The organism is Pseudomonas sp. CJQ_9 (assembly GCF_043106615.1).
Classification (GTDB): Bacteria; Pseudomonadota; Gammaproteobacteria; order Pseudomonadales; family Pseudomonadaceae; genus Aquipseudomonas; species Aquipseudomonas juntendi.
Genome location: NZ_JBICMS010000038.1, coordinates 20,040 through 45,100 on the forward strand (window position 1 = coordinate 20,040; position 25,061 = coordinate 45,100).

The window sequence follows — 25,061 nt, forward strand, 5'->3', positions numbered from 1 at the left end:
GCGAGCACCAAAACGAGACAAGTGCGCATTTTTACGCACCAAAAAAGATCACGCCTGGTCAGCACGCTTCGCCTGGATCACGATGAACGGCGACACCACCACTGCCCATATCTCTGGATCGCGGCTTTGCAGGTCCAGGGCCTGCTCTGCCGAGACGGGCCCCACCGTGCCATCACTACGCCATTTGGCGAAGATTTCACTGCGGTTCTCGGCCATTGCCTCAGCCACAGCGATCAGATCCAGGCTGGGGTCGACCCAAATCAGGTCACCCTTTGCCCAGAAACGCTCCAGCGCTTTCCACTCGATGATTGCAGTCTCGCCAAGCAATTTGGCATAGAGGGTGCTTGTTTGATCGGTCATGGGTGGTATCCGCAAAAATCGCCAATAAAAAAAGGTCGGCATTTTTGCAGAAAAACCCGGTTTCAAATATGTAATTTGGTCGATTGGCCCCGAATTTGTGGGCTGAAAGCGCAGATGCAGGCAGTTTGATGGCGCCTTTCTGTATCTTTCTTTCGATCAAGCGACAACCCAGGAAGCAGGCACTTTTTGACCGCTTTTCAAGCGATCCGACAGCGCTCTACACTGTACCGGTACAGTTCCGGGACATGTTCCGGGGGAAAGGTGGGCTTGCGCGTTGGCATGGCCACGCCGCAAATCCCGCCCGGTCTGTAGCCCTGGCCGCCAGGACTATAAGAATTACAACAGAATGAGTGGAGCACTATGATCAAGATTTCCAAGCTGTTCGCCGCGATGGTACTGGCCGGGGTAGCCAGCCATTCGTTTGCCGCCGATACCATCAAGATCGGCATCGCCGGCCCCAAAACCGGCCCTGTGACCCAGTACGGCGACATGCAGTTCATCGGCGCCAAGCAAGCCATCAAGGATATCAACGCCGCTGGCGGCGTCGATGGCAAAATGCTTGAGGCCAAGGAATACGACGACGCTTGCGACCCCAAACAGGCCGTGGCAGTCGCCAACAAGGTGGTCAACGACGGCGTCAAGTTCGTCATCGGCCACCTGTGCTCCAGCTCCACCCAGCCGGCATCGGACATCTACGAAGACGAAGGCGTGATCATGATCACCCCGGCCGCCACTTCGCCGGAAATCACTGACCGTGGTTACAAGCTGATCTTCCGCACCATCGGCCTGGACAGCGCCCAAGGCCCGGCGGCCGGCAACTACATCGCCGATTTCGTCAAACCGAAAGTGGTAGCGGTACTGCACGACAAGCAGCAGTACGGTGAAGGCATTGCCACCGCGGTCAAGCAGACCCTGGAGAAAAAAGGCGCCAAGGTCGCCGTGTTCGAGGGCCTGAACGCCGGTGACAAGGACTTCTCCTCGATCATCCAGAAGCTCAAGCAGAACAACGTCGACTTCGTCTACTACGGTGGCTACCACCCAGAGCTGGGCCTGATCCTGCGCCAGGCTCAGGAAAAAGGCCTGAAAGCCAAATTCATGGGCCCGGAAGGCGTGGGCAACGACTCCATCTCGCAGATCGCCCAGAACGCCTCCGAAGGCCTGCTGGTCACCCTGCCGAAGTCGTTCGACGCCGACCCTGCGAACAAGAAGATCGTCGACGCCATCAAGGCTGACGGCAAGGACCCAAGCGGCCCGTTCGTATTCCCTGCCTACTCGGCTGTGGAACTGATCGCCCAAGGCATCAAGGCCGCCAAGTCCGAAGACACCGACAAGGTGGCCGAGGCCATCCACGCCGGCACCTTCAAAACCCCGACCGGCGAGCTGTCCTACGACGCCAAAGGCGACCTGAAAGACTTCAAGTTCGTGGTCTACGAATGGCACTTCGGCAAGCCGAAGACCGAAGTCTCCCCTCAGTAACTGCGTGACTAATAGCTGACCTAGGAGCCCACTGTGCGAGCAGTGGGCTTTGTTTTACGAGGTTCATGGGCCTGGCCCCCGCGATCCGGGGGCGAGCTCACCTGAAAATCTTAAAACCGTCACCCGCGGTTTCCTGGCCTTACCCTCGCCAGCGAAATGCAAATCAGGTTTTTAGGAGCGCTGTAATGCCTGAGATCTACCATTTCTTCCAACAACTGGTTAATGGATTGACCATCGGCAGCACCTATGCCTTGATCGCCATCGGTTACACGATGGTGTACGGCATCATCGGCATGATCAACTTCGCCCACGGCGAGGTGTACATGATCGGTTCGTATGTGGCCTTCATCGCCCTGGCGGGCCTGGCCATGATGGGCATCCACTCGCTGCCCATCCTGATGACCGTTGCCTTCGTCGCGACGATCTTCGTCACCAGTGCCTACGGTTACAGCATCGAACGGGTTGCCTACCGCCCCCTGCGCAACAGCAACCGCCTGATCCCGCTGATTTCCGCGATTGGTATGTCGATCTTCCTGCAGAACACGGTCTTGCTGTCGCAAGACTCCAAGGACAAGTCCATCCCCAACCTGATCCCCGGCAGCTTCTCGTTCGGGCCAGGTGGCGCGGAGGAGGTACTGATCAGCTACATGCAGATCCTGGTGTTCGTGGTCACCCTGGTGGCCATGACCCTGCTCACACTGTTCATCTCCCGTTCCCGCCTGGGTCGCGCCTGCCGCGCCTGCGCCGAGGACATCAAGATGGCCAACCTGCTGGGCATCAACACCAACAACATCATCGCCCTCACCTTCGTCATCGGTGCCGCCCTGGCAGCCGTGGCGGCCGTACTGCTGAGCATGCAGTACGGGGTGATCAACCCCAACGCCGGCTTCCTGGTGGGCCTGAAGGCCTTCACGGCGGCGGTACTGGGTGGCATCGGCAGCATCCCGGGCGCCATGCTCGGCGGGCTGGTGCTGGGCGTGGCCGAAGCGTTCGGCGCCGATATCTTCGGTGACCAGTACAAGGACGTCGTGGCATTCGGCTTGTTGGTTCTTGTCCTGCTATTCCGGCCGACCGGCATCCTGGGCCGCCCGGAGGTTGAAAAAGTATGAACAGAAATCTCAAACAGGCGTTCTTCAGCGCCTTGCTGGTCTGGGCCGTGGCCTTCCCGGTGCTGGGCCTGAAACTGAGCATCGACGGCATCAGCCTGGTCGTGCACAGCCAAGGCACGTTCACCATCAGCATCATTGCCGTGTGTTCGCTACTGATGTTCCTGCGGGTACTGTTCGACCGGCAGTGGAGTGCGGTGATGGGCCGCCGTTCGGACCGCAAACTGATCCCACCGGCGGTCAGCAACTACCTGACCCTGCCGAAAACCCAGCGCTACGTGATCATGGGCCTGATCGTCGCCGCATTGGTGTGGCCGTTCTTTGGTTCACGCGGCGCGGTCGACATTGCCACGCTGATCCTGATCTACGTGCTGCTGGGCCTGGGCCTGAACATCGTGGTTGGCCTGGCGGGCCTGCTCGACCTGGGTTACGTGGGTTTCTACGCCGTCGGCGCCTACAGCTACGCCATGCTGTCGCATTACCTGGGGTGGAGCTTCTGGGTATGCCTGCCGATCGCCGGCCTGATGGCCGCCACCTTCGGCTTCCTGCTCGGCTTCCCGGTGCTGCGCCTGCGCGGCGACTACCTGGCGATCGTGACGCTCGGCTTCGGCGAGATCATCCGCCTGTTCCTGCGTAACCTCACCGACTGGACCGGCGGCCCCAACGGCATCAGCAACATCCCCAAGCCGGAGTTCTTCGGCCTGACCTTCGAACGCCGTGCCGCCGAGGGCATGCAGACCTTCCATGAGTTCTTCGGCCTGCCGTACAACTCGATCAACAAGGTCATCTTCCTCTACCTGGTGGCCCTGCTGCTGGCCCTGCTCGCACTGTTCGTCATCAACCGCCTGCTGCGCATGCCGATCGGCCGCGCCTGGGAAGCCCTGCGCGAAGACGAGATCGCCTGCCGTGCACTGGGCCTCAACCCGACGGTGATCAAGCTTTCGGCGTTCACCCTGGGTGCCTGCTTCGCCGGTTTCGCTGGCAGCTTCTTCGCTGCGCGCCAAGGCCTGGTGACGCCGGAGTCGTTCACCTTCATCGAGTCGGCGATCATCCTCGCCATCGTCGTGCTCGGCGGTATGGGCTCACAGCTGGGCGTGATCCTCGCGGCCATCGTGATGATCCTGCTGCCAGAGCTGATGCGAGAGTTCAGCGAATACCGGATGCTGATGTTCGGTGCGCTGATGGTGTTGATGATGATCTGGCGTCCGCAAGGCCTGCTGCCTATGCAACGTCCACACATGGAGCTGCGTCGATGAGCCGCGAAATTCTGCAAGTCAGCGGCCTGAGCATGCGCTTCGGCGGCTTGTTGGCGGTCAACGGCGTGGGCCTGACCGTCAAGGAAAAACAGGTGGTGGCACTGATCGGGCCGAACGGCGCCGGCAAGACCACGGTGTTCAACTGCCTGACCGGCTTCTACAAGCCCAGCGGCGGCACCATCCTGCTCGATGGCCAACCCATCCAGGGCCTGGCCGGGCACCAGATCGCCCGCAAAGGCGTGGTGCGCACCTTCCAGAACGTGCGCCTGTTCAAGGAAATGACCGCGCTGGAAAACCTGCTGATCGCCCAGCACCGTCACCTCAACACCAACTTCTTCGCCGGCCTGTTCAAGACCCCGAGCTTCCGCCGCAGCGAAAAGGAGGCCATGGAGCGCGCGCAGTACTGGCTGGAAAAGGTCAACCTGACCGAGTTCGCCAACCGTACCGCCGGCACCCTGGCCTACGGCCAGCAGCGCCGCCTGGAAATCGCCCGCTGCATGATGACCCAGCCGCGCATCATCATGCTCGACGAGCCGGCAGCTGGCCTGAACCCCAAGGAAACCGAAGACCTCAAGGCCCTGATCGCCTACCTGCGTGAGTCGCACAACGTTACCGTGCTGCTGATCGAGCACGACATGAAGCTGGTGATGAGCATTTCCGACCATATTGTGGTCATCAACCAGGGCACCCCCCTGGCCCACGGCACGCCGGAGGAAATCCGCGACAACCCTGATGTGATCAAAGCCTACCTGGGGGAAGCGTAAATGCTGAAGTTCGAGAACGTTTCCACCTTTTACGGCAAGATCCAGGCACTGCACAGCGTCAACGTGGAGATCAACCAGGGCGAGATCGTCACCCTGATCGGTGCCAACGGGGCCGGCAAGTCGACCCTGCTGATGACCCTGTGCGGCTCACCCCAGGCGCACAGCGGCAGCATCAAGTACCTGGGTGAAGAACTGGTCGGCCAGCCGTCCTCGCACATCATGCGCAAGAGCATCGCGGTGGTACCGGAAGGCCGCCGCGTGTTCGCCCGCCTGACTGTCGAGGAGAACCTGGCGATGGGTGGTTTCTTCACCGACAAAGGCGACTATCAGGCGCAGCTGGACAAAGTCCTGCAGTTGTTCCCGCGCCTCAAGGAGCGCTACTCACAGCGTGGCGGCACCATGTCGGGTGGCGAGCAGCAGATGCTCGCCATTGGCCGTGCGCTGATGAGCAAGCCCAAGCTCCTGCTGCTCGACGAACCCTCGTTGGGTCTGGCGCCAATCATCATCCAGCAGATCTTCGACATCATCGAACAGTTGCGCCGCGACGGCGTAACGGTGTTCCTGGTGGAACAGAACGCCAACCAGGCGCTGAAGATTGCTGACCGGGCATATGTGCTGGAAAACGGCCGGGTGGTGATGCAAGGTACAGGGGAAGCCTTGTTGACCGACCCGAAGGTGCGCGACGCGTATCTGGGTGGCTGATTGGGGAAAGGGCCTTCACAGGCCCTTTTTTCTGTCTGCAAGGAACGTGTCGTCTGCACTGGCCCTATCGCCGGCAAGCCAGTGCCTACAAATGCCCCCCGCAATCCTCAGAGCAGTGGGGACTTGTGCGAGCAACCATTAACTTGAGATCCACCGCCAGCCTGCGTAACGTGGCCAGCTTTCACGGCAAAGATCCCGGAGCCCGCCCCATGCGCCTCACCCCCACCCTGCTGCTCACCGCCCTGCCCCTGTTCGCCGGCTGCCAACTGATGGCTGACGCCCCCAGCGACCCGAACATCGGCACCACGCGCATGCAGGGCGAACTGCGCGCTGCCGGTGGCCAGCTGCTGTTCAAGCCTTGCAGCGAAAACCGTACCTTCGTGATCAATGACGCTGGCGCCACCGGCATCCTGCAAGAAGCCGCCAACCTGGCTAAGGGTGCCAATGACAAGCTGTTCGCCGATGTGCGCGGCCGCCTCACCGGCAGCAAGCAGGCCAACAGCGACGGCCAGCTGGAAGTGCGTCGCCTGTACCGGCTGGAACCGTCCACCCGCGCCTGCGAAGACCCCAATTTCAGGCAACTGACCCTGCGCGCCAGCGGCCACGAGCCGGGCTGGGACGTCAAGGCCAGTGGCAAGGGCATGGTGCTCAACCGCGTGGGGCAAGCGCCCCTGCCCCTGCCTTTCCTTGAAGAAGAAGTCCCCGGTGGCGGCCTGACCCTGACCAGCGAAGCCAACGGTCAGCATGTGGAACTGTGGGTCGCACCACAGCGCTGCGTAGACAGCGCCACTGGGGCCGTTGACCACCTGCGTGCCGAATTGCGCATCGACGGCAAGACCTTACAAGGCTGCGGCTACTACGGCGGCGCACGCGACAACTGATCACCGGGCGCTTTTATCCTGCCAGTCGAGGCGGCTAACAGCTTATACTTGGCGGTTTGTGTAAAGCCGCCGGCCGCCCATGGCCGGGATACTGGACCCTGCCATGCTACGAATCACCGAACTGAAGCTGCCCCTGGACCACCCCGACGAAGCGCTGCGTGACGCCATCGTCCAGCGCCTGGGCATCCGCGACGAGCAACTGCTCAGCTTCAACCTGTTCAAGCGCAGCTACGATGCGCGCAAGAAGAACAGCGAACTGCTGTTCATCTACACCATCGACCTGCAAGCCAGCAACGAAGCCGAGCTGCTTGCCAAGTTCGCCGATGATCGCAACATCGGCCCAGCCCCGGACGTGACCTACAAGTTCGTTGGCCAGGCCCCGGCCGGCCTGCAGGAACGCCCGATCGTGGTCGGCTTTGGCCCATGTGGCATTTTTGCCGGCCTGCTGCTGGCGCAGATGGGCTTCAAGCCGATCATCCTCGAACGCGGCAAGGAAGTGCGCCAGCGCACCAAGGACACTTGGGGCCTGTGGCGCAAGAGCGTGCTCAACCCCGAGTCCAATGTGCAGTTCGGCGAAGGCGGCGCCGGCACCTTCTCGGACGGCAAACTGTACAGCCAGATCAAGGACCCGCAGCACCACGGCCGCAAAGTGCTGGAAGAGTTCGTCAAGGCCGGCGCACCCGACGAGATCCTGTATATCAACAAGCCGCACATCGGTACCTTCCGCCTGACCGGCATGGTCGAGCAGATGCGTCAGGACATGATCGCCCTCGGTGCCGAAGTGCGCTTCCAGGAAAAGGTCACCGACCTGCTGATCGAAGATGGCCAGTTGACCGGCGTGGTGCTGGAAAGCGGCGAGCAACTGCACTCGCGCCATGTGGTTCTGGCCTTGGGCCACAGTGCCCGCGACACCTTCCGTATGCTGCATGCCAAAGGCGTGTACATGGAAGCCAAGCCATTCTCGGTGGGCTTTCGCATCGAGCACCCGCAAACGCTCATCGACAAGGCGCGCCTGGGCAAATACGCCGGTCACCCGAAACTGGGGGCTGCCGACTACAAGCTGGTGTACCACGCCAGTAACGGCCGTTCGGTATACAGCTTCTGCATGTGCCCAGGCGGCACCGTGGTCGCCGCAACCAGCGAACCGGGCCGGGTAGTCACCAACGGCATGAGCCAGTACTCGCGTAACGAACGCAACGCCAACTCCGGCATCGTCGTCGGTATCGACCCCGAACGCGACTACCCCGGCAGCCCGCTGGCCGGTATCGAACTGCAGGAGCGCCTGGAGGCCCATGCCTACGTGATGGGGGGCAGCAATTACCAGGCGCCGGCACAGCTGGTGGGTGACTTCGTTGCGGGGCGGCCGTCGACCGCGCTGGGCAGTGTCGAGCCATCCTACAAGCCGGGCGTGACCCTGGGCGATCTGGCACCAAGCCTACCGGCGTTCGCCATTGAGGCGATCCGCGAGGCACTGCCGGCATTCGACCGGCAGATCAAGGGTTATAACCTGCCTGATGCGGTGTTGACCGGGATCGAAACACGGACCTCCTCGCCGCTGCGCATCACCCGCGGCGAGGACTATCAGAGCCTGAACCTCAAAGGGCTGTTCCCGGCCGGCGAAGGCGCAGGTTATGCCGGCGGCATCCTATCGGCAGGGGTCGACGGCATTCGCATTGCCGAAGCGGTAGCGCGGGACATGCTGGGCCTTTGACGAGGGTCAGCCGAGCCGTGGTTCGCGTACCCCGGCTCTGCCACCAGCCTGAAGCATAAAAAAAACCCCGACTGGCAGTCGCCAGTCGGGGTTTTTTTGACTGCGCTACGCTCAGTGCGAAACGCGGCTGGTGCCGTCAACAGTCATGATGCGCACACGGTCGCCCACACGGAAGATTTCGTTTTCCTGCACGGCCTGGACATAGGCACGCATGCTGCCGTCGTCTTCACGCACAGTGATCTCGACACCCTGGGTACGGGTCAGGCCTTCTTCGGCAGCGGAACCCGCCAGGCCGCCGGCAACGGCACCGATGACTGCGGCAACGATGCTGCCACGGCCACCGCCGACGGCGCTGCCCGCCACACCACCGACAATGGCGCCCGCACCACCACCGATCGGGGTCTTGGTACCCTCGATCTTGACCGGGCGCAGGGATTCGATAGTGCCCATCCGTACGGTTTGCACGCGGCGGGCCTCATCACGGGAGTAGCTATCGCCGGTCAGGCTCGAGGCACAGCCCCCTAGCAGCAGCGACATGGTGGTAAAGGTTGCCACCAGCAAAGCGGATTTACGCATGGGTAAAATCTCCATAAGTCAGGTGCTCATTAGACGCTGCACATTGACGGCTGTCACGGTACAAACGCAATAAAGTTGTTTTCATTCAGCCGGGGTACAGCCAGCGCGGCTGTGCCATGGCGCTTCAATTGAGACCAAGGATAGCCATGGATTACTTCATCGTCGTGGTGGCCACCGTTGCGGGGCTTTATTTCCACGGGTGGCTGTACATGCGCATGCGCCGCTGGATGGACCGCGACCTGGCGTTGTCGCTGGCAGGGGCTGATCCGCACAAACGCGCGTTCATGCTGCAGAGGCTGGAGCAGGCGCGGCTGGCGAAGGTGAAGCGCAGGGAACTGGCAGGCTGGCTGCAACGGGAGGCGGTGGAGTATTCAAGGTCACGTTGAAAGACCGACCATGCCTTGATCTCACCTGTGGGAGCCCGGCTTGCCAGCGATGGGCCGCAAGGCCATGCCCTGTCGCGGTGTCGCGAAAGGGCATGGCAAGCTCTGGAAAATCTCAGGGCGCCAACCGCTCCCGCAGCCACTGCCCATCGACCCGCCGGTAGTTGAGGCGGTCATGCAAACGGCTCGCCCGCCCCTGCCAGAACTCGACCCGCTCAGGCAGCAAGCGATAGCCACCCCAATGTTCCGGGCAGTGTGGCTGGGTGTCGGAAAACCGCGCTTCGGTGGCCTTCACCAGCCCTTCCAGCTCTTCACGCCCGGCAATCACCCGGCTCTGCGGTGATGCCCAGGCGCCTAGGCGGCTGCCCAGTGGGCGTACCTGGTAATAGTCGTCCGACTCTTTGGCCGACACCTTCACCACCCGCCCCTCGATCCGCACCTGGCGCTCCAGCGCCGGCCAGAAAAAGGTCATGGCTGCAAACGGGTTGGCTTGCAGGTGCTGGCCTTTGGCGCTGTCGTAATTGGTGAAAAAGGTGAAACCCTGCTCATCGAGCCCTTTTAGCAACAATACCCGGCAATGCGGACGGCCCTCGCCGTCCACCGTGGCCAAGGTCATGGCGTTGGCTTCCACCGGTGCCTGCTCGGTTTTGACCGCATCGGCGAACCACTGGTGAAACAGGGCGAACGGCTCGCCCGGAGCCTGGGCTTCTGCCAGGCCATCACGGGTGTAGTCGCGGCGCATATCGGCCAGGGATTGGGTCATTGCTGCGTTCCTTGACGATCAGTTGGTTTTCGCAGGGCTATTGGCAGCTACTTTCTTGTCGGTGGTAGCTTTCTTGGCGACAGGCTTGGCTGGCGCGGCTTTTTTCTTGGCAGTGGTTTTCGCAGGCGCCTTGGCCTTGGCCACGGGCTTTTTCGCTGCGGGCTTGGCAGCCGGCTTGCTGGTGGCCGGCCTGGCGGCAGGCGCCTTGGCATCCTGCACTGCCACCATTGCGGCCGGCGCCGGTGCCGGAGCAGCCTGTTGGTACTTGGCCAGCAACGCGACCATGGTGTTTTGCGGGGTCAGCAGCATTTCCACGCGGCGGTTGAGGGCACGGCCCTCGGGGCTGTCATTGGCAGCACGCGGCATTACCGAACCCATACCCTTGAGGGTCAGGCGGTCACGCTGCAGGCCGCTGAGGCGGAAAATAGCCGAAACCGACGCGGCGCGTTCCAGGCTGAGCTTCTGGTTGGCAGCAGCGGCACCGCTGGTGTCGGCATGGCCTAATACCAGTACGGCGGTCTTAGGGTCGCCTTCAACCGTTTTGGCAACCCGGGTGATCGGGCCAAGCGACATGGGCAGCAGCATGTTCGGGCGGTCTGGGTTGTACGAGCTGTCCACCGGCAGGGTCACGGCCAACACGTTGTCGCGGCGCTCCAGTTCCAGCTTGCTGTCCTTGATGGCTTCGCGCAGCTTTGGCTCATACTCGTCCAGCCAGGCCTGGGTCGCCTGCTGGTCGATTTTAGGCACCACAGGGCCCTTGGCTTGCTGGTCGTCACCGCCGAACGGCCACCACCAGCGGCTGGTGCTTTCCGACTTGGCATCGGCCTTGGCCACATTGTCTGTGACGGCTGCCTTCACTTCCTGCTCGGCGACCTTGTCCGAACCGAAAGGCCACCAGCTGGAACCACCTTCCTTGGAGCCCTCCGGGGAGTGGCTGGCGCAACCGGTAACGGCGGTCAGACACAGGGCGAGTGCTAAGGTTTTATGTGAAGACATCAGCGATACACCATGAAATAGAAAGATATTTTGCCTAGGCACTTCAGGCGTTGGCATTGAGGATAGTCAAAGGGCCGAAGCAATACCCGCATTACCCGATCAAAGGCAACCGGCAAGCACACGGACCAGTTTTTGCGCCCGCGGGTCCATGAGCACATAAGGCCCGAGGGTATTGACCACGAAACCGAACGCGACATCATGTTCAGGGTCGGCGAACCCCACAGAACCGCCGGCCCCAGGGTGGCCAAAGGCGCGGCGCCCCAGGCCGAAGGTGGCGTTGGCCACCTCCGGCTGATCAAGCATGCAGCCCAGACCGAAGCGGGTCTGGGTGAGCAAGGTGCGGTCCTGGCCAAGGCTGTGTTCGCGGGTCAGTTCGTCGAGCAATTCGGACTTGAGCAGGCTGCCGTCCAGCAAACCGGCATAGAACCCTGCCAGGCTGCGTGCGTTGCCGTGGCCGTTGGCCGCCGGCTGCTGCATGCGCCGCCATTGCGGCTTGTTGGTGCTGGTCAGGATCGCCGGGGGGTTGGTAAAGGCACGGGTGGACAAGGCCTCGGGCTCGCGCAGGGTCACCTGCAGCAAGCGCTGCGCCGCGGCATCGCCGGGGTTGCCCTTGCCGCGGGCAATATGCGCCACACGGGGAAACGCTTCGTCGGCCAAGCCAACATGAAAGTCCAGCCCTAGCGGGCGGGCGGTACGCGCCACGATCGAGTCACCCGGGGCCCGGCCGTCGGCCCGGCGAATCAGTTCGCCGATCAGCCAGCCGTAGGTGATGGCGGCATACCCGTGCTCCGTGCCAGGGGCCCACCACGGCGTTTCGGCCGCCAAGGCATCGACCATGACCTGCCAGTCGTACAAAGCTTCGGCCGGCAGCAGCTCGCGTATGGCAGGCAAACCCGCGCGGTGGCTGAGCAGCTGGCGCAGGGTGATCGCTTGCTTACCGGCTTGGGCAAACTCGGGCCAGTAGTGGGCCACCGGCGCATCGAGTGCCAGCTTGCCCTCCCCGACCAGCTGCAGTGCGGTCACCGCGGTGAAGGTCTTGGTGCAGGAAAACAGGTTGGCGATGGTGTCGCTGTGCCACGCCTGCTGGCCGTCCTTGTCTGCACTGCCGGCCCACAGGTCGACCACGGTTTCGCCCCCCACCTGGATGCACAGCGCTGCGCCACGCTCCTGGGGATCATCGAACAGCGCGGCAAAGGCCTCGCGCACGGCTTCGAACTTCAGCTCATAGTGACCCTGGATCTGCACCCGCTGCTCTCCGTATGACGATAGTCAAAAAGGTCTGCATTGTTTCAGTAGTTGGGCGTTTTGCAAACTGGCTTGAGCCCGGCGGTCGCGATGCCGAGCGCACCGCCCCCGCCTGTAATCAGGGTGCCCGGTTCTTCTCCAGGCCAGTGCGCAGCTGCCCCATGACCTGCGCGTTGGCCTTGCGCACGGCATCGACAAAACCGGGGTACGGCACATCAGTGATCGCCACCAGCCCCAAGTGGCCGTTCTCGCCATCGAGCAGGCGACCGCTGGCCGGCTGGTCGAGGTACTGGAACCAGTGCGCGCCCACGATCATTGGTTGTTGCAGGGCGGCAGTGAGGAAATTGGCATAGGCCGGACCGCGGTCTTCCTCACGCGCCAGCTCCAGTGGCCCCGGCCAGAATGGGCCGCGATCACGCGAACCGAACTGGAATTCAGACACCAGCACCGGCTTGTCCAGCTCGGCCAGGCGGGCGAAATCGTAGCCGTCCTGCGGCTTGAGCGTATAAAAGTTGAAACTGAGTACATCGCAGAACTCGGCGCAGGCGTTGACCGCCTCTGGTGTACTCACGGCATAACGGCCCCCCAGCAACAGGTGGTTGGGTGCATGCCATTTCAAGGCATCGGAAATGGTCTTGAAGTAGGTTTCGGCGAACACCTGCTGGAAGTGCTGGTAGTCCCGTTCGATTTCCGGGTGCTCCGGGCTGGGCAGCGGTGCCTCGAAGCCTGGGTCTTCCATCAGTTCCCAGGCACTCAGCTCGATACCCCAAGCCTTGGACAACCCCGCCTGGTTACGGTACTTGTCACGCAACTGCTTGAGGAAGGCGCGCTTGGCAGGCACGTCGGTGGTCAGGCGCAATGTGCCGTAGGCCAGGCCATAACGGGCCTTGGGCTCGCTACCCGGTGCGGCCCAGGCCAGCTCGTTATCGGCAAAGTAGCCGATCAGCCAGGGATCGTCACGGTGATCGCGGGCAGCAATGGCCACGGCGCGTTCGGTGGCCATGGCAAAGCGCGGGTCGAACGGGTCGGGCATGCGGCCCCACCAGTCCATGCCGGTGCTGATGCTGGCGTAATCGCCAACGATCGACAGCGGCAGGGTGTAGGGCATGCGCCTGGCCTGGCCGAGGGCAGGCTCGCTCCAGTTGCCCAGCGTGTTGAAACCCCAAGCCTGCAAACGGTCGAGCGCATGCGCCTGCCAACGGCCTGTGTCCACTACCAGCGGTGGGCAAGCGGCCGGCTGCGCTGTTGCCGCCGGCGGGCAGGGCTTGCCATAGGCCCGCTGCAGGTTGGCTGCATAGAAGTCGAACCAGCGCCCTTTCTTGAAATTGCGCCCCTGCGAGGACGCATTGCCGTCGTCGTTGTTGCCTTCACCGTAGAACGCTGCCAGGGCATCACCCTCTCCCGGCAGTGCCTTGAACATGGCCTCGCGCCCGGCGGTGTACGTACGCCCGCCGTCGGCTGCCACGGCATTGACACCCAGCGAATAGAACGGGTGGCCATCAGGGGTAACCAGGTACCAGCGGCCATCACGCTTTTCGGTACGGAAAAAACCCTCGGCAGCAAAGGCCGGCCCCGCCAGCAGGCCGCCATAGGCATCCAGCTGCTGTTTGCCGCGCTCGGCCAGCCAAGCCTTGAGTTGCTGCTGTTCACGGTTGGCGGCCACCTTGAGCTGTTCGTCGTTGGCCACCTTTTCCGGCCAGCTGCCACGCGTGGACTGCCCATAGGCATCGATCAGCTCACGGTACGCCGCCTGGTAGGCCTGGTCGTCATCCTGGATGCCCACCCGTTCGATCAACAGGTTCTGGGCGACCTTGGGGCCGGGAATGCTCAAGCTGACCGAGGCCACCTGCTTGAGGTCTACAGCGCCAGCGCTGCTGGTCAGCAGCAGCCGCTGGCCGCCGTGCAGCCAGGGCATGGGGGGGCCTGCGCGCATGCCCTGGCTCAACGGCGAGCTGGCAGTCAGCGGCACCATCACGGTTTGCGCCGGGCCGGCCGGCAAGTCGATACGGCTGGTCAGGGTGCGCCCATCACTGCCTTGCACCGTGACATCCACGGTCAGCGCCCAGTCCATGGCACTTTGCAGGCGCAAGGTAAGAAACTTGCCGCTGGACCAGTCCCACACACCACTTTGCGGGCTCAAGCGCAAGGTCGGCCGCTGCGCCGGGTTGAACACCACACGCCGCAGCACCTCGCCTTCGGCCGTCTGCTCTGCGTTGTACTGCGGCATACCGGCATCCTCGGTCGCCACGTTGACCACCGAGGCCGGGCGCACGAAGCTAAACAGCGTCTGCTGCCCGGCCCATACGGACGAGCTGAACAACAGGGCGAAAACAGCGGGCAGGGTACGGCGGACCATAAGGCTGGGGCTCTCCTTCAGGGCCGTCATGGCCCAGGACTGAGTAATGGACAGCGCGCCGAAGCAAGTGCTCCGGCGATCAGGAAATCTCCCGCCGGAACGGCGGCAGCGCATTGAGAATAGCCTTGCCATAGCGCTGGGTGACCAGGCGCCGGTCAAGCAAGGTGATGATGCCGCGGTCCTGTTCGGTACGCAGCAACCGACCGCAGGCCTGGATCAGCTTGAGCGAGGCGTCGGGCACCGCGATTTCCATGAACGGGTTGCCGCCGCGGGCCTCGATCCATTCGGCCAGGGCAGCTTCGACCGGGTCGTCGGGCACCGAGAACGGAATCTTGGCGATGACCACGTGCTCGCAATAGGCCCCCGGCAGGTCGACACCTTCGGCAAAGCTGGCCAGGCCGAACAGCACGCTGTGCTGGCCATCATCGACCCGGGCCTTGTGCTTGTTGAGGGTTTCCTGCTTGGACAGGTTGCCCTGGATCAGCACCAGTTTGCGCCAGTCCCGGTCCAGGCCGTCGAACACATCCTGCATTTGCTTGCGTGACGAGAACAGCACCAGCGCACCCCGGGCCCCTTCGACGATACCCGGCAGCTCACGGATGATCGCCGCCGTATGCGCGGTGGCGTCGCGCGGGTCGGCTTGCAGGTCGGGCACCCGCAGCAGGCCGGCATCGCCATGCACGAACGGGCTGGGCACCACGCAGGTGACGGCATCGCGTGGTAAGCCCGAGCGCATGCGGAAGCGGTCGAACTTGCCCAGCGCGGTCAGTGTGGCCGAGGTCACCAGCGCGCCATGGGCCACGCTCCACAGGCTGCGGCGCAACATTTCGGCAGCGAGGATGGGGCTGGCGTTGACTTCGATGTCGAACAAGGCCCCGCTTTCAGCCAGGGTGAGCCAGCGCGCCATCGGCGGGCTGTCTTCCGGGTCTTCGGCGGTAAAGGCCGCCCAAAGCTCCCAGTTGCCCTGGGCACGGGTGACGAGGCTGCCGAACAGCGGGTACCACTCTTCGGCCTGGTGGCTGGCGATACCGATGCTGACCTCGCCGTCCATGCCCTCCTTGAGCAGGTCGGCCAGCCGCGTGAAAAGATCGTTTAGCCGGGCAAAGCCCTTTTTCAGTTCGATGCCGACCTCGCGGATCTGCTCCGGTACCACGCCACCCTCGAAGCGGTAACGCGGCCGTTCTCGGCCTTCGGTGTCCTCGCTCGGGCGGAAGTCGGCTACCTGTTCGCACAGGGTGAACATGAACTGCTGTTGGGTGCGGACTTCCCGCGCCAGCTCCGGCACCTGCTCGATGTATTTGCCCAGGTCGCCAGGCAGCGGGTGCTGGGCCAGCAGTTTGGTCAGGTTCTTGGCGGTCTGCTCCAGCCAGTCGGCGGTGGAGCGAAGCCGCGAGTAATGGGCGAAATGGCCGATGGCCTTGTCTGGCAGGTGGTGGCCTTCGTCGAACACATACAAGGTATCGCGCGGATCGGGCAATACTGCGCCGCCCCCCAGGGCCAGGTCGGCCAGCACCATGTCGTGGTTGGTGACGATCACATCGACCTTGCCCATCCCCTCACGGGCTTTGTAGAACACGCACTGCTGGAAGTTCGGGCAGTGGCGACCGGTGCACTGGCTGTGGTCGGTGGTCAGCCGGGCCCAGTCCTGGTCCTCAAGGGCCTCGGGCCAGCTGTCACGGTCACCGTCCCAGCGGTTGCCGGCGAGCTTTTCAATCATACTGTTGAACAGCTTCTGGCTGCTTTCATCGACTTCGATGCGGAAGCCTTCTTCTTCGAACAGCTGGGCAGTGGCCGACTGGGCATGGCCTTCCTGCAGCAGGATGTCGAGTTTCGACAGGCACAGATAGCGGCCACGGCCCTTGGCCAGGGCGAAGCTGAAGTTGAGCCCGCTGCTGCGCATCAGGTCGGGCAGGTCCTTGATGACGATCTGCTCCTGCAGGGCCACGGTCGCGGTGGCGATCACCAGGCGTTTCCCGGCGGCCTTGGCGGCCGGAATCGCCGCCAACGCGTAGGCGACCGTTTTACCCGTACCGGTGCCCGCCTCCACCGCCACCACGGCAGGCTCGCCGGCACGGCGGCCTTCATCGTCGCAGGGAATGTCGCCAAGCACCTTGGCCACTTCGGCGATCATCAGGCGCTGGCCATAGCGCGGCTTGAGGCTCTTGGCTTCGAGAAAACGCGTATAGGCGCCCTGGATGGTGGCTTTGAGTTCGTTGCTGATCATGGTCTGCAGGCGCCCGTAGGGCTGGATATATTTTCAGTGTTTCGCATGGGGCGGCTATCATACCCCGCTATTGCCTATTGTGCCGCATGGAGATCCGGATGCTCGCCTTTACCCTGCCCTACACACTGCATGTTCTGGCCGCCCTGGTATGGGTTGGCGGCATGTTCTTCGCCTGGCTGGTGCTGCGCCCCGCCACGGTTAAAGCCCTTGAGGGGCCAGCCCGCCTGCGCTTGTGGGTGGAAGTTTTCCGACGCTTCTTCGTCTGGGTCTGGCTGGCGGTGGCGATCTTGGCGATAAGTGGTATCGGCATGTTGCACCTGCGCTTCAGCGGGTTCGAGACTGCGCCGAAGTACATTCACGTGATGATCGGCGGCGGGATCGCCATGTTCGCCTTGTTCATGCGCATCCAGGCGTTGCTGCTGCCAGAGTTGAAAGCGGCGGTACAGGCGCAGGACTGGCCCACGGGTGCGGCGGTGCTGGCCCGCATTCGGCGAATGGTGGGCATCAACCTTTTGCTGGGGCTGGCCGTGGTCGCGGTGGCCAGTTCGCGGCTGGTGATCTGATCGCAGGCAGCCCTTCGCCTGGCGGGCTGCCTGCGCTGCCGGTGGGTGGGGCCCATTGCGACAACGCCGCACCCAGGCCTCTGCACACGGTTCAGAGGCGCTGCAGGATCAGCTCGCCCGCCGCCCCCGCCAAGCCGGGCTGGCCCGGCTGCCCCGGTCGGCCATTGGCCCCGGCATCGGTGCGGTACACCAGGCAGCCCTTGCTCGCCCCGCCTTTACCGGCCTTGCCAGGCGCACCGGGCTTGCCCGGCGCCCCTCCATCGAGGCGCACGGCGATGTGCTCCTGGGCAAAGCCTTGCGGCAAGCTCAGGCGTATGCGCCCACCTGCTGCACCATCCTGGCCGTTGCCGCCGTCATCGCCATTGGCCCCGCGGCTGGCCTGGCCCCAGGTGCAGCCGCCGGCCTGGCCATTGCCGCCATCGAGCCCAGCGTATCCCGGTGCACCGGCGCCGCCCCGGGCGTCGATGACCAGCTGCTGGGCCTCCACCTGCGCCAGTACCAGGTTCAGGCTACGGCCGGGGCGGGCTGCCCGCTGGTAGCTGCCCGCAGCACCGGTGGCACTGAACTCGCTGCCCTCACCCAGGCGCGCGCTACGCACGTCGATCAGCAACGGCTGCTCGCCAGGGGTCACGACAATCCGCGCATCACGCCCCAGCTCCAACCGGTCGACCTTCAATTGCGCCAGCGACTCGGGCAGCATCAGGGTGGCGGCATCGGCAACACGCACATGCTCAAGGTGTACGCTGGCCGACTTGCTCGGCAGGCGCAGCATGGAATTGGCGGCAACGTCCAGGCTTTCGGCATGGGCAAAGGGGGCAGCCACCAGGGCAAGCAGTATCAGATTACGCATTTCGCAGCGCCTCCTGCGCACGGGGAATGGACATGACGTGGAAGATTCCCGTCAACAGAATTTGCAGGCGATCGAACCAACGGTGGCTGCGCCCGCGCAAGCTGCCGTTGAAAAAAAGAACTTCCAGCAGATGCAGGCTGAGCAGAACGATGCCGACGGCATTGATCAGCAAGTTGAAAGGCAACGGCTGGGGCAGCAACTGGTTGAACAACACCACGCCCCAGAATGCGACTGTCAGGACCTTGCCCAGGCCCAGGATGAACTTCATACCCCGCCCCCATTGATTGTTGTTATGGCGTGCCGGCCCGTTCGCGCCGGCCGTGCGCTCCACATTAACTGCAATGCCAAGGCAGGCGCCAGCACCCGTCAGCCGAGGTGCAGTTCCACCCGTCGGTTGCGCGCGCCTGTCCTCGGTTTCATGGTCGGGGGCGCTGAGAAAGCGCCCGTGCCACTGCTCAAGGCACGGGCGCACGCCGTGCTAGCGCTGGATCTTGATCTCGGTACGGCGGTTCATGGCACGCCCTTCGGCCGTGGCATTGTCGGCCACCGGCTGGGTTTCACCGGCACCCACCACCGAAACGAAGCTGCTGCGCGGTACACCGCTCTGGACCAGGTAATCGGTCACCGAGTGGGCACGGCGCTCGGACAGTTTCTGGTTGTAGCTGTCGGAGCCAACGCTGTCGGTATGGCCGCTGACACTCAGGCGGGCAGAGGGCGCTTCCTGTTTCAGCCGCGTGGCAATCGTGTTGAGGCGCTCCTTGTCAGTGGCAGTCAGGCGTGCAGAGTCGAATTCGAAGTGCACATCACGAATGACGATGACTTCTTCCTTCTCCACCACCACCACTTCCTCGACCACCGCCGGCGCAGCCGGCGGGCAACCGTTGGCATCGACCTGCACACCCCGTGGGGTGCCCGGGCACTTGTCGCGGCTGTCCGGCACGCCATCGCCATCTTCGTCGCCATCGCCATGAGCCCAGCAATAACCCGCCGCCAGGCCGCCGCCCAGCAACGCGCCCCAGCCAGCCCAGCTGGAACTTTCGATAGCGCCCAGCGCGGCGCCACCGACACCCCCGACGGCGGCACATTTAGGCCAGTCGGTTTTTTGCAAACCTGCACAACCAGTCAACACACTGGTGAGCAGTACCAGGGGTAACGCTGTGCGTACTATGCTCATTTCTTTGCTTCTCCTAGGGGGAATCGGCATAAGGCCGATCTCTGGGAGTAAAGACCGCGCATTCCAATGCTGCCAGCAATTAGCCACGGCGCGGTCACATGCCTCTATGCCCGCACGCTGCAGCCGGCTAGTCTTGGACGACTTGAACGAGGATTGGCAATGACCGCAGGTTTTTCCCAACGTACCCCGCAGCAGGCCCTGGCGGCCCTGCTCGAACGCTTCACCCCGCAACGCCTGCTGTTGGTGGGCACCCGCTTCCCGGCGCTGGACGCCTTTGCCCAAGCGCACCCGCAGGTGACCATCGCTACCGCTGCGCCAGGGCCACTGCCTGCCGAACTGGCAGCCCAGCGTTTCGACCTGGCGTTGCTGGTGGACTGCCTGGAACACCTGCCCAAGCGAACCGGCCTGGAGTTGCTGGGCGGCATTCGCAACCTCAATGCCAGCCGGGTTGCCGTGCTGGCCGACCTGGCGGCGTGCAGCTGGCAGGACACCGATTTTTTCGCCCTGGCATTGTCGGCCAGCGAGAAATTCTGCCGCGATGAGCAGGTGTTGAGCCTGTTCACCTATGATCTGCATGATTACAAGCAGGTCCCGGACTGGCTCAACGCCAGGTTCTGGGCCAACCCGGAAAACTTTGGCAAGTACTGGTGGTGATGATGAGTGTCTCGGTCTGCCCTTGTGGCAGTGGCAACCTGCTCGATGCCTGCTGTGGGCATTACCATGCCGGTACCCCCGCACCCGATGCCCAGACGCTGATGCGCTCACGCTACAGTGCCTACTTGCTGGGCCTGCTCGACTACCTGGTCGCTACCACCCTGCCGGCTCAACAGGCCCAGCTGGACCGCGCCGGCATGGCCGCCTGGAGCGCCCAGAGCACCTGGCTGGGGCTGGAAGTGGAAAGCGCGCAGGTGCTGGGCGGCCAGCCCGAGCATGCCTTTGTCACGTTCACCGCGCGCTGGCACGACCCGGATGGCGACCACCAGCACCGCGAGCGCTCGGCGTTCGTCCAGCACGCCGGGCGCTGGTACTTCATAGACCCTACGGTCGCGTTGAAGGCCGGGCGCAACGACCCCTGCCCATGCGCCAGCGGGCAGAAGTTCAAGAAATGCTGCGCCAGTTACATGGGGAACTGTGCATGATCGAACGCGCCCGTCTGCTGCTGCTCGGTTCGCTGCTGGCATTGCTGACGGGCTGCGCCAGCTGGAGCTCAGACGACTGGCGCCCGCCTGAAGTGCACCTGGTCGAGGTAGAAACGGTCAAGGCCAGGTTGCTGCAGCAGGAGTTCGTGTTGCACCTGGAGGTCATCAACCCCAACGACAGCCGTCTGTTCATCCGCAGCCTGGCCTATGCCGTGCGGCTCAATGACCTGCTGCTGGTGCAGGATGAAACCAGCCTTTGGCGCAGCGTAAGTGGCCACGACCGGCGGACCTTCAAGATCACCGCCCGCACCAACCTCTGGCGGCAACTCAAGCCATTGGCCAAGCTGCTGAAAAGTGGGCAGCCGCTGCATTACATCCTGCAGGGCGACCTGGCCACTGGCCTGCTGATTCACCGGGACCTGCACTTATCGCGCAGTGGTGAGATAATCCCAGGCGATCACATCCCGGAGTAACCCTGCAATGTCCCAACAACCCCACGTTCATGGCCCTGACTGCAACCACGACCATGACCATCACCACGACCACGGCCATGTCCACGGCCCACACTGCAACCACAGCCATCAGGAGCCGGTACGCAACGCCCTGAAGGACGTTGGCCGTAACGACCCATGCCCGTGCGGCAGCGATAAAAAATTCAAGAAGTGCCACGGCGCCTGATCTAGCGCGTCTGTGGGGGTATGGCCCACCTCGTCTGCTTCGCGCACCATACCCCCCTGGCAACCGGTCCAGTCCTGCGCGCAGTGCCTGGCGCTATGCGGCCTTGCGCCGGTTCGCCCCCAGCAAGTCCTGGTACCACAGGCCGGCGTCATAGGCGATGGTCACCAAGGTGGTCCCCGCATAGCGCGGCTGCTGGGCCATGCGCTGCGCAACCGCCAGGCAGGCGGCGGCGGTGTTACCGACGAAGACCCCGCTTTGCATGTAGAACCAACGTTGCGCTGCCAACATTTCGGCATGCTGCACCTGCGCCCGTTCGTCCACCAGCGACCAGTCCAGAAATGGCGGGCTGACGCCTACCGCCATGCCTTCGAAGCGGTGCTCGGTGAATACGCCGGCTTTGGAGTCACAGCCGTTGGGGTCGACCAGCACTGTCGACACCTCGAAGCCGTGATCCTTCAGCCCCAGGGTAATGCCCGTGAAACTGGCGCCCGTGCCTGCGCAGCCAACGAACAGGATGTCCTTGCCGGCGCCCGCGTTATTCAGTTGCAGCGCCAGCTCACTGGCTGTCTGATAGCGGTGCGCTTCGATACCCACCGGGTTGTTGAACTGGTCGGTATAGAAGTATGACTTGCCCAGCGCGGCCTGGTTTTCCAAGTGGTGCATCACCACGTCCTTGGGCGTGGCACCGGCCATCAGCATTTCCTTGCCAATCAGCCGGGCGCCGAAGCATTCCAACAAGTCCCGCTTGGTCTGGCTGAAACTCAGCCCAACCGCCAGCTCGACGGCCACTTGGTACGCGTGGCATGCCGCCAGCAAGCCGAAGCCAAAACTGCCGCCGGTTTTTTCGATCACCGTGGTCTCCCCGGGGATGATGTCGCCATTGCGCACGGCATGCTCAACGATGCGCCGGGCGGCGCGGTACTTGTGGCTGCCACCGGGGTTGTTCATTTCCAGCTTGGTGTAGATGCGCTCGCTGACGTTGATGAGTTCGCTCATTTTCGGCTGCCTTCCATGGAAGTCTGCAGGCAAGCCTTGTTCTGCAACAGGCTAACGGTGGCGATCAGCAAGCCGATGCACAGGGCCATGCAGATGGCGTTGGTGCCGTCCCAGCCCACGGTGCTCAACAGCAGCGCGGGGCTGAACGCACCGATGGTGGCGCAGATGGCGATGCCCAGATCGTTCTTGCCCTGCATCTGCATCGCTGCCGGGCTGTTTTGCAGCGACTGCGCCAACAAGGCTCCGCCGCCGACGTAGGTCAAGTTCCAACCCAGCCCCAAGGCGATCAGCGCCACGGTCATCATGCTGTAGCTGTGCGACCAGATATTCAGCGCCGAGCAGCCGATCAACAGGGCCAGGCCCGCGCAGATGGTAGTGCGGATGCCCAGGCGCTGGATGATCGCCCCGGTGAAGAATGATGGGGCGAACATGGCGATCACGTGCCACTGGATGGCCAGGCGCACGTCGGTAAAGTCTTCGTGCATATGCTTCATGTGCATCGAGGCCTGGATCATCAGCAGGTTCATGATGCCGTAGCCCAGCGCCGCGACTGCCATTGCCACCAACACGCTGGGGCTCAAAGGCTCGCTGCGGCTGCTGGCCGACGTGGCAGCGCTGCCGGTTGCACCGGCCTGGGCGGTGTCGTTGGGCAGGCACACTGCAATCAGCAACGACCACAGCGCCAGGCCGATGAACGCGGCATAACACAGCGAGAACAGTGGGTAGCCACCCACGTCGCGCAGCCACTCGGTGAGCGTCGGGCCCACCACGGCGGCAATCACGCCCCCCGCTACGACCAGCGACAGGGCTTTTGGCTTGAGAGCCTGGGAAAGGTTGTCGGTGGCGGCAAAGCGGTTGAAGTTGGCGAAGGCGATGTAAACACCCAACGCCGAGTGGCTGAGTACCAGCGTGGCAAAATGCTGGTGCTCCACCGCCAGAAAGCCGCTGACCCCAGACACCACCAGCGGAATGGCCCCCAGCATGAAGGCCTTCTTGCGGCCGATACGGCTCATCAACCTGGAAACCGGGTAGGTTGCCAGCATCAGGCACAGGAACTGGAATCCATACGGTACCGTCGACCATGCGGCGTCAGGGGCCAGTGCGGCGCCAACGATGGCCGCCATGGTCACCGACATCACGGCGGTGGTCAGGTTGATCGACTGGGCGGTGAAATACAGGTAGGTGCGCCGCGGCAAGGTAGTGTTCATAAGGCATGCTCGTGGTAGGCGCCAAGGTCGATTTCGGCATCCGGGAATACGCAGATCAGGCGCTCCTTGCCTTTGCCCAGCCGTTTGCGCTTCACGCTCAGGCGCCCTATGCGCCTTGGCGAATCGAGGTGGGTGCCACCACACGGAATCTCGATGCCGTTATAGGTCCACAAGCGAGCGTCTTCCAGCCCCTGGACGGCGTAATGCTCGATGGGCGCGTCGCGACCGATCAGTGCGTTGGCGCGCCGTTCTATCTCGATCACCTCCTCAGCGGTGAAGGCGTCCTCGACCAGAAAGTCGAACCGAGCCGTGTCCTCCTTGATGTGGCAGCCGATGGTCCACTGTTTCAGTTCCTCACGCAGGCCGATGGCAGCGGCATACAGGAAGTGGCTGGCACTGTGAGAGAGTGTTAGCCGCTCGCGCCGTTGAATATCGATGCTCACACGGGCAGGCATATCGACAGTCACTTCATCGAGCAAGTGCAAGTCGTCCGGGTGCACGGTGTGAATAATGATGCCGCCCAGTTTCCCGCCTTTGAAACCTTCCAGGCGAATAGGGCTGCCATAGAGTTTCTTGACCCAGACAAAGCGCACCTTACCGATCGGAAGTTCAATGATTCCATGATCAGCTTCCTGGCCACCGCCTTCCGGATAAGCCACGGTACTTTGCAACTCGATACCGTCGCTGTGCACGCGCGTTACTTGCGTACTTGCAGCGGACAGATATTGATCCTTGTAATACAGTTTTTCGGTATTGCGCAGAACTTCGTAATTCAGAGCATTCATGACTCGAGTACCACCTGCAATGATGTTTTGACCTGCACCCGGGCAGCGGCAGGTACGTCTTTGGTAACGATGCAGCCCGGCCCGATGAAGGCCCCGTCACCGATGTGGATAGCCCCCAGCACACTGGCAAACGCGCCGATCTGTACCCGGTCGCCCAGTGTCGGGTGGCGGGGGCTGGAAGGGTTGCCGCTGATGCCGCGGGCCCCTAGGGTGACGCCGCCGAGCACGTAGCAGTCGTCACCGATGGTCGCGGTTTCACCAATGACGGTGCCCATGCCGTGGTCGATGATGAAGCGCGCGCCAATACGGCTGCGGAAGTGGATCTCTGCACCCGACAGCATCTTGCCGCGGCGCGAGATCATGGCGGCCAGGCACTGCCCGCCGGCGCCATATACCGAAGCGCCATGGCGGTACACCCAGTGTGCAAGCCGATAATGCAAAACCGCCGAGTAGGACGTATAGGTTCTGGCAATGAATACCAGGTCGCGGCCGGCGGCAGGGTCTTTACTGGCGAATGCCAACAAGTCGTCATGGGCCTGTTCCGCCACCCGTTCAATAACATCGGTTTGTTTCAGCGTTTCAAATTCTTCAATTGAACAGCACTCCAGTAACGCCGAGGTCACAAGGTTTTTTACAACGTTGAATGACTCCAGTTCTTCAGGCACAGGAAGCCTGGCAATGACGGCTGATTGCATGTCCATAGGGTGCACGGCTCTATATCCAGTTGTCTGGTCTTTACAGACGTTAAACGGGCTGCCAGGGCTGGCAGCCGAAAGTTCCGACGAGGGAATAGTGGCAGGTAATGGCCACGTGCAAACGAACAGTCGACAAGCATTTCCGTTAACTGTTAGGCTTTTTTTTCTAACGGT

27 protein-coding genes are annotated in these 25,061 nt (G+C 62.9%); 13 read left to right on the forward strand and 14 right to left on the reverse strand.

Going from position 1 to position 25,061, the window contains the following annotated elements:
* Positions 1-48 precede the first annotated feature (48 nt).
* The gene (locus tag ACF8SD_RS06825) at positions 49-360 is read right to left on the reverse strand and encodes a DUF2288 domain-containing protein (RefSeq protein WP_161892842.1); all 312 of its coding nucleotides are present in this window, start codon (positions 358-360) and stop codon (positions 49-51) included.
* 360 nt (positions 361-720) lie between these two features.
* Between ACF8SD_RS06825 and ACF8SD_RS06830 the strand changes: the two genes are divergently transcribed.
* From ACF8SD_RS06830 to ACF8SD_RS06860, 7 genes are all read left to right on the forward strand, one after another.
* Complete coding sequence (locus ACF8SD_RS06830) at positions 721-1,836, forward strand: branched-chain amino acid ABC transporter substrate-binding protein (RefSeq protein WP_392483860.1); 1,116 nt, start codon at positions 721-723, stop codon at positions 1,834-1,836.
* 185 nt (positions 1,837-2,021) lie between these two features.
* Positions 2,022-2,945, forward strand: coding sequence for a high-affinity branched-chain amino acid ABC transporter permease LivH (gene livH, locus ACF8SD_RS06835; protein WP_008097482.1), 924 nt, complete (start codon positions 2,022-2,024; stop codon positions 2,943-2,945).
* The gene (locus ACF8SD_RS06840) at positions 2,942-4,198 is read left to right on the forward strand and encodes a high-affinity branched-chain amino acid ABC transporter permease LivM (RefSeq protein WP_009684618.1); all 1,257 of its coding nucleotides are present in this window, start codon (positions 2,942-2,944) and stop codon (positions 4,196-4,198) included. The genes livH and ACF8SD_RS06840 overlap by 4 nt, the downstream gene beginning before the upstream one ends.
* Positions 4,195-4,962: a high-affinity branched-chain amino acid ABC transporter ATP-binding protein LivG gene (livG, locus tag ACF8SD_RS06845; protein WP_013973920.1), complete on the forward strand. Its 768-nt coding sequence runs from the start codon at positions 4,195-4,197 to the stop codon at positions 4,960-4,962. Before ACF8SD_RS06840 ends, livG begins: the two co-directional genes overlap by 4 nt.
* The gene (locus ACF8SD_RS06850; protein ID WP_009684616.1) at positions 4,963-5,664 is read left to right on the forward strand and encodes an ABC transporter ATP-binding protein; all 702 of its coding nucleotides are present in this window, start codon (positions 4,963-4,965) and stop codon (positions 5,662-5,664) included.
* A 209-nt stretch (positions 5,665-5,873) separates the two neighbouring features.
* Positions 5,874-6,545 carry a COG3650 family protein gene (locus ACF8SD_RS06855; RefSeq protein WP_173890819.1) on the forward strand — a complete coding sequence of 224 codons (672 nt, stop codon included), beginning with the start codon at positions 5,874-5,876 and terminating at the stop codon, positions 6,543-6,545.
* 103 nt (positions 6,546-6,648) lie between these two features.
* Positions 6,649-8,256, forward strand: coding sequence for an NAD(P)/FAD-dependent oxidoreductase (locus ACF8SD_RS06860; RefSeq protein ID WP_009684614.1), 1,608 nt, complete (start codon positions 6,649-6,651; stop codon positions 8,254-8,256).
* Positions 8,257-8,367: 111 nt separating this feature from the next.
* Here the strand turns inward: ACF8SD_RS06860 and ACF8SD_RS06865 are convergent, their stop codons facing one another.
* Positions 8,368-8,832, reverse strand: a complete 465-nt coding sequence (locus ACF8SD_RS06865) for a glycine zipper 2TM domain-containing protein (RefSeq protein ID WP_009684613.1) — start codon at positions 8,830-8,832, stop codon at positions 8,368-8,370.
* 146 nt (positions 8,833-8,978) lie between these two features.
* Here ACF8SD_RS06865 and ACF8SD_RS06870 point away from each other — a divergent pair, with 146 nt between their 5' ends.
* Complete coding sequence (locus tag ACF8SD_RS06870) at positions 8,979-9,218, forward strand: hypothetical protein (protein ID WP_173890820.1); 240 nt, start codon at positions 8,979-8,981, stop codon at positions 9,216-9,218.
* A 112-nt stretch (positions 9,219-9,330) separates the two neighbouring features.
* Here ACF8SD_RS06870 and pdxH read toward each other — a convergent pair whose 3' ends face one another.
* From pdxH to dinG, 5 genes are all read right to left on the reverse strand, one after another.
* On the reverse strand, positions 9,331-9,978 hold the full coding sequence (gene pdxH / locus ACF8SD_RS06875) for a pyridoxamine 5'-phosphate oxidase (protein WP_009684611.1): 648 nt from the start codon (positions 9,976-9,978) through the stop codon (positions 9,331-9,333).
* A gap of 18 nt (positions 9,979-9,996) precedes the next feature.
* On the reverse strand, positions 9,997-10,974 hold the full coding sequence (locus ACF8SD_RS06880) for an OmpA family protein (RefSeq protein WP_392483861.1): 978 nt from the start codon (positions 10,972-10,974) through the stop codon (positions 9,997-9,999).
* 99 nt (positions 10,975-11,073) lie between these two features.
* Positions 11,074-12,219, reverse strand: a complete 1,146-nt coding sequence (locus ACF8SD_RS06885; protein WP_392483862.1) for a serine hydrolase domain-containing protein — start codon at positions 12,217-12,219, stop codon at positions 11,074-11,076.
* 118 nt (positions 12,220-12,337) lie between these two features.
* The gene (locus ACF8SD_RS06890; protein WP_173890822.1) at positions 12,338-14,575 is read right to left on the reverse strand and encodes a beta-galactosidase; all 2,238 of its coding nucleotides are present in this window, start codon (positions 14,573-14,575) and stop codon (positions 12,338-12,340) included.
* 79 nt (positions 14,576-14,654) lie between these two features.
* Complete coding sequence (dinG, locus tag ACF8SD_RS06895; protein WP_392483863.1) at positions 14,655-16,799, reverse strand: ATP-dependent DNA helicase DinG; 2,145 nt, start codon at positions 16,797-16,799, stop codon at positions 14,655-14,657.
* A gap of 98 nt (positions 16,800-16,897) precedes the next feature.
* Here dinG and ACF8SD_RS06900 point away from each other — a divergent pair, with 98 nt between their 5' ends.
* Positions 16,898-17,362: a CopD family protein gene (locus ACF8SD_RS06900; RefSeq protein WP_392483864.1), complete on the forward strand. Its 465-nt coding sequence runs from the start codon at positions 16,898-16,900 to the stop codon at positions 17,360-17,362.
* Between the two features lie 91 nt (positions 17,363-17,453).
* Here the strand turns inward: ACF8SD_RS06900 and ACF8SD_RS06905 are convergent, their stop codons facing one another.
* The 3 genes from ACF8SD_RS06905 to ACF8SD_RS06915 form a co-directional block, all read right to left on the reverse strand.
* Positions 17,454-18,212, reverse strand: coding sequence for a collagen-like protein (locus tag ACF8SD_RS06905; protein ID WP_392483865.1), 759 nt, complete (start codon positions 18,210-18,212; stop codon positions 17,454-17,456).
* The gene (locus tag ACF8SD_RS06910; protein WP_392483879.1) at positions 18,205-18,480 is read right to left on the reverse strand and encodes a DUF1145 domain-containing protein; all 276 of its coding nucleotides are present in this window, start codon (positions 18,478-18,480) and stop codon (positions 18,205-18,207) included. Before ACF8SD_RS06910 ends, ACF8SD_RS06905 begins: the two co-directional genes overlap by 8 nt.
* Before the next feature lie 210 nt (positions 18,481-18,690).
* The gene (locus ACF8SD_RS06915) at positions 18,691-19,386 is read right to left on the reverse strand and encodes an OmpA family protein (RefSeq protein ID WP_009684601.1); all 696 of its coding nucleotides are present in this window, start codon (positions 19,384-19,386) and stop codon (positions 18,691-18,693) included.
* A 159-nt stretch (positions 19,387-19,545) separates the two neighbouring features.
* On the opposite strand from ACF8SD_RS06915, the gene ACF8SD_RS06920 reads away from it, so the two are divergent.
* Genes ACF8SD_RS06920 through ACF8SD_RS06935 form a run of 4 tightly spaced genes read left to right on the forward strand, consistent with a single transcriptional unit; the run spans position 19,546 to position 21,203 of the window.
* The gene (locus tag ACF8SD_RS06920; RefSeq protein WP_054912586.1) at positions 19,546-20,040 is read left to right on the forward strand and encodes a DUF6231 family protein; all 495 of its coding nucleotides are present in this window, start codon (positions 19,546-19,548) and stop codon (positions 20,038-20,040) included.
* Positions 20,041-20,042: 2 nt separating this feature from the next.
* A complete protein-coding gene (locus ACF8SD_RS06925; RefSeq protein WP_392483866.1) occupies positions 20,043-20,525 on the forward strand; it encodes a YchJ family protein in 483 nt (160 codons plus the stop codon).
* Positions 20,522-20,998 carry an LEA type 2 family protein gene (locus ACF8SD_RS06930; RefSeq protein WP_392483867.1) on the forward strand — a complete coding sequence of 159 codons (477 nt, stop codon included), beginning with the start codon at positions 20,522-20,524 and terminating at the stop codon, positions 20,996-20,998. Before ACF8SD_RS06925 ends, ACF8SD_RS06930 begins: the two co-directional genes overlap by 4 nt.
* Before the next feature lie 7 nt (positions 20,999-21,005).
* The gene (locus ACF8SD_RS06935; RefSeq protein WP_392483868.1) at positions 21,006-21,203 is read left to right on the forward strand and encodes an SEC-C metal-binding domain-containing protein; all 198 of its coding nucleotides are present in this window, start codon (positions 21,006-21,008) and stop codon (positions 21,201-21,203) included.
* A gap of 93 nt (positions 21,204-21,296) precedes the next feature.
* Here ACF8SD_RS06935 and ACF8SD_RS06940 read toward each other — a convergent pair whose 3' ends face one another.
* From ACF8SD_RS06940 to ACF8SD_RS06955, 4 genes are read right to left on the reverse strand one after another with little or no spacing between them, the layout of a single operon-like run.
* A complete protein-coding gene (locus tag ACF8SD_RS06940; protein WP_173890831.1) occupies positions 21,297-22,199 on the reverse strand; it encodes a pyridoxal-phosphate dependent enzyme in 903 nt (300 codons plus the stop codon).
* On the reverse strand, positions 22,196-23,407 hold the full coding sequence (locus ACF8SD_RS06945) for an MFS transporter (RefSeq protein WP_392483869.1): 1,212 nt from the start codon (positions 23,405-23,407) through the stop codon (positions 22,196-22,198). The genes ACF8SD_RS06940 and ACF8SD_RS06945 overlap by 4 nt, the downstream gene beginning before the upstream one ends.
* Positions 23,404-24,192: an alanyl-tRNA editing protein gene (locus tag ACF8SD_RS06950; RefSeq protein WP_173890833.1), complete on the reverse strand. Its 789-nt coding sequence runs from the start codon at positions 24,190-24,192 to the stop codon at positions 23,404-23,406. Before ACF8SD_RS06950 ends, ACF8SD_RS06945 begins: the two co-directional genes overlap by 4 nt.
* Entirely contained in the window at positions 24,189-24,893 is a 705-nt protein-coding gene (locus ACF8SD_RS06955) for a serine O-acetyltransferase (RefSeq protein ID WP_173890834.1), read from the reverse strand. Before ACF8SD_RS06955 ends, ACF8SD_RS06950 begins: the two co-directional genes overlap by 4 nt.
* Between the last annotated feature and the right edge of the window lie 168 nt (positions 24,894-25,061).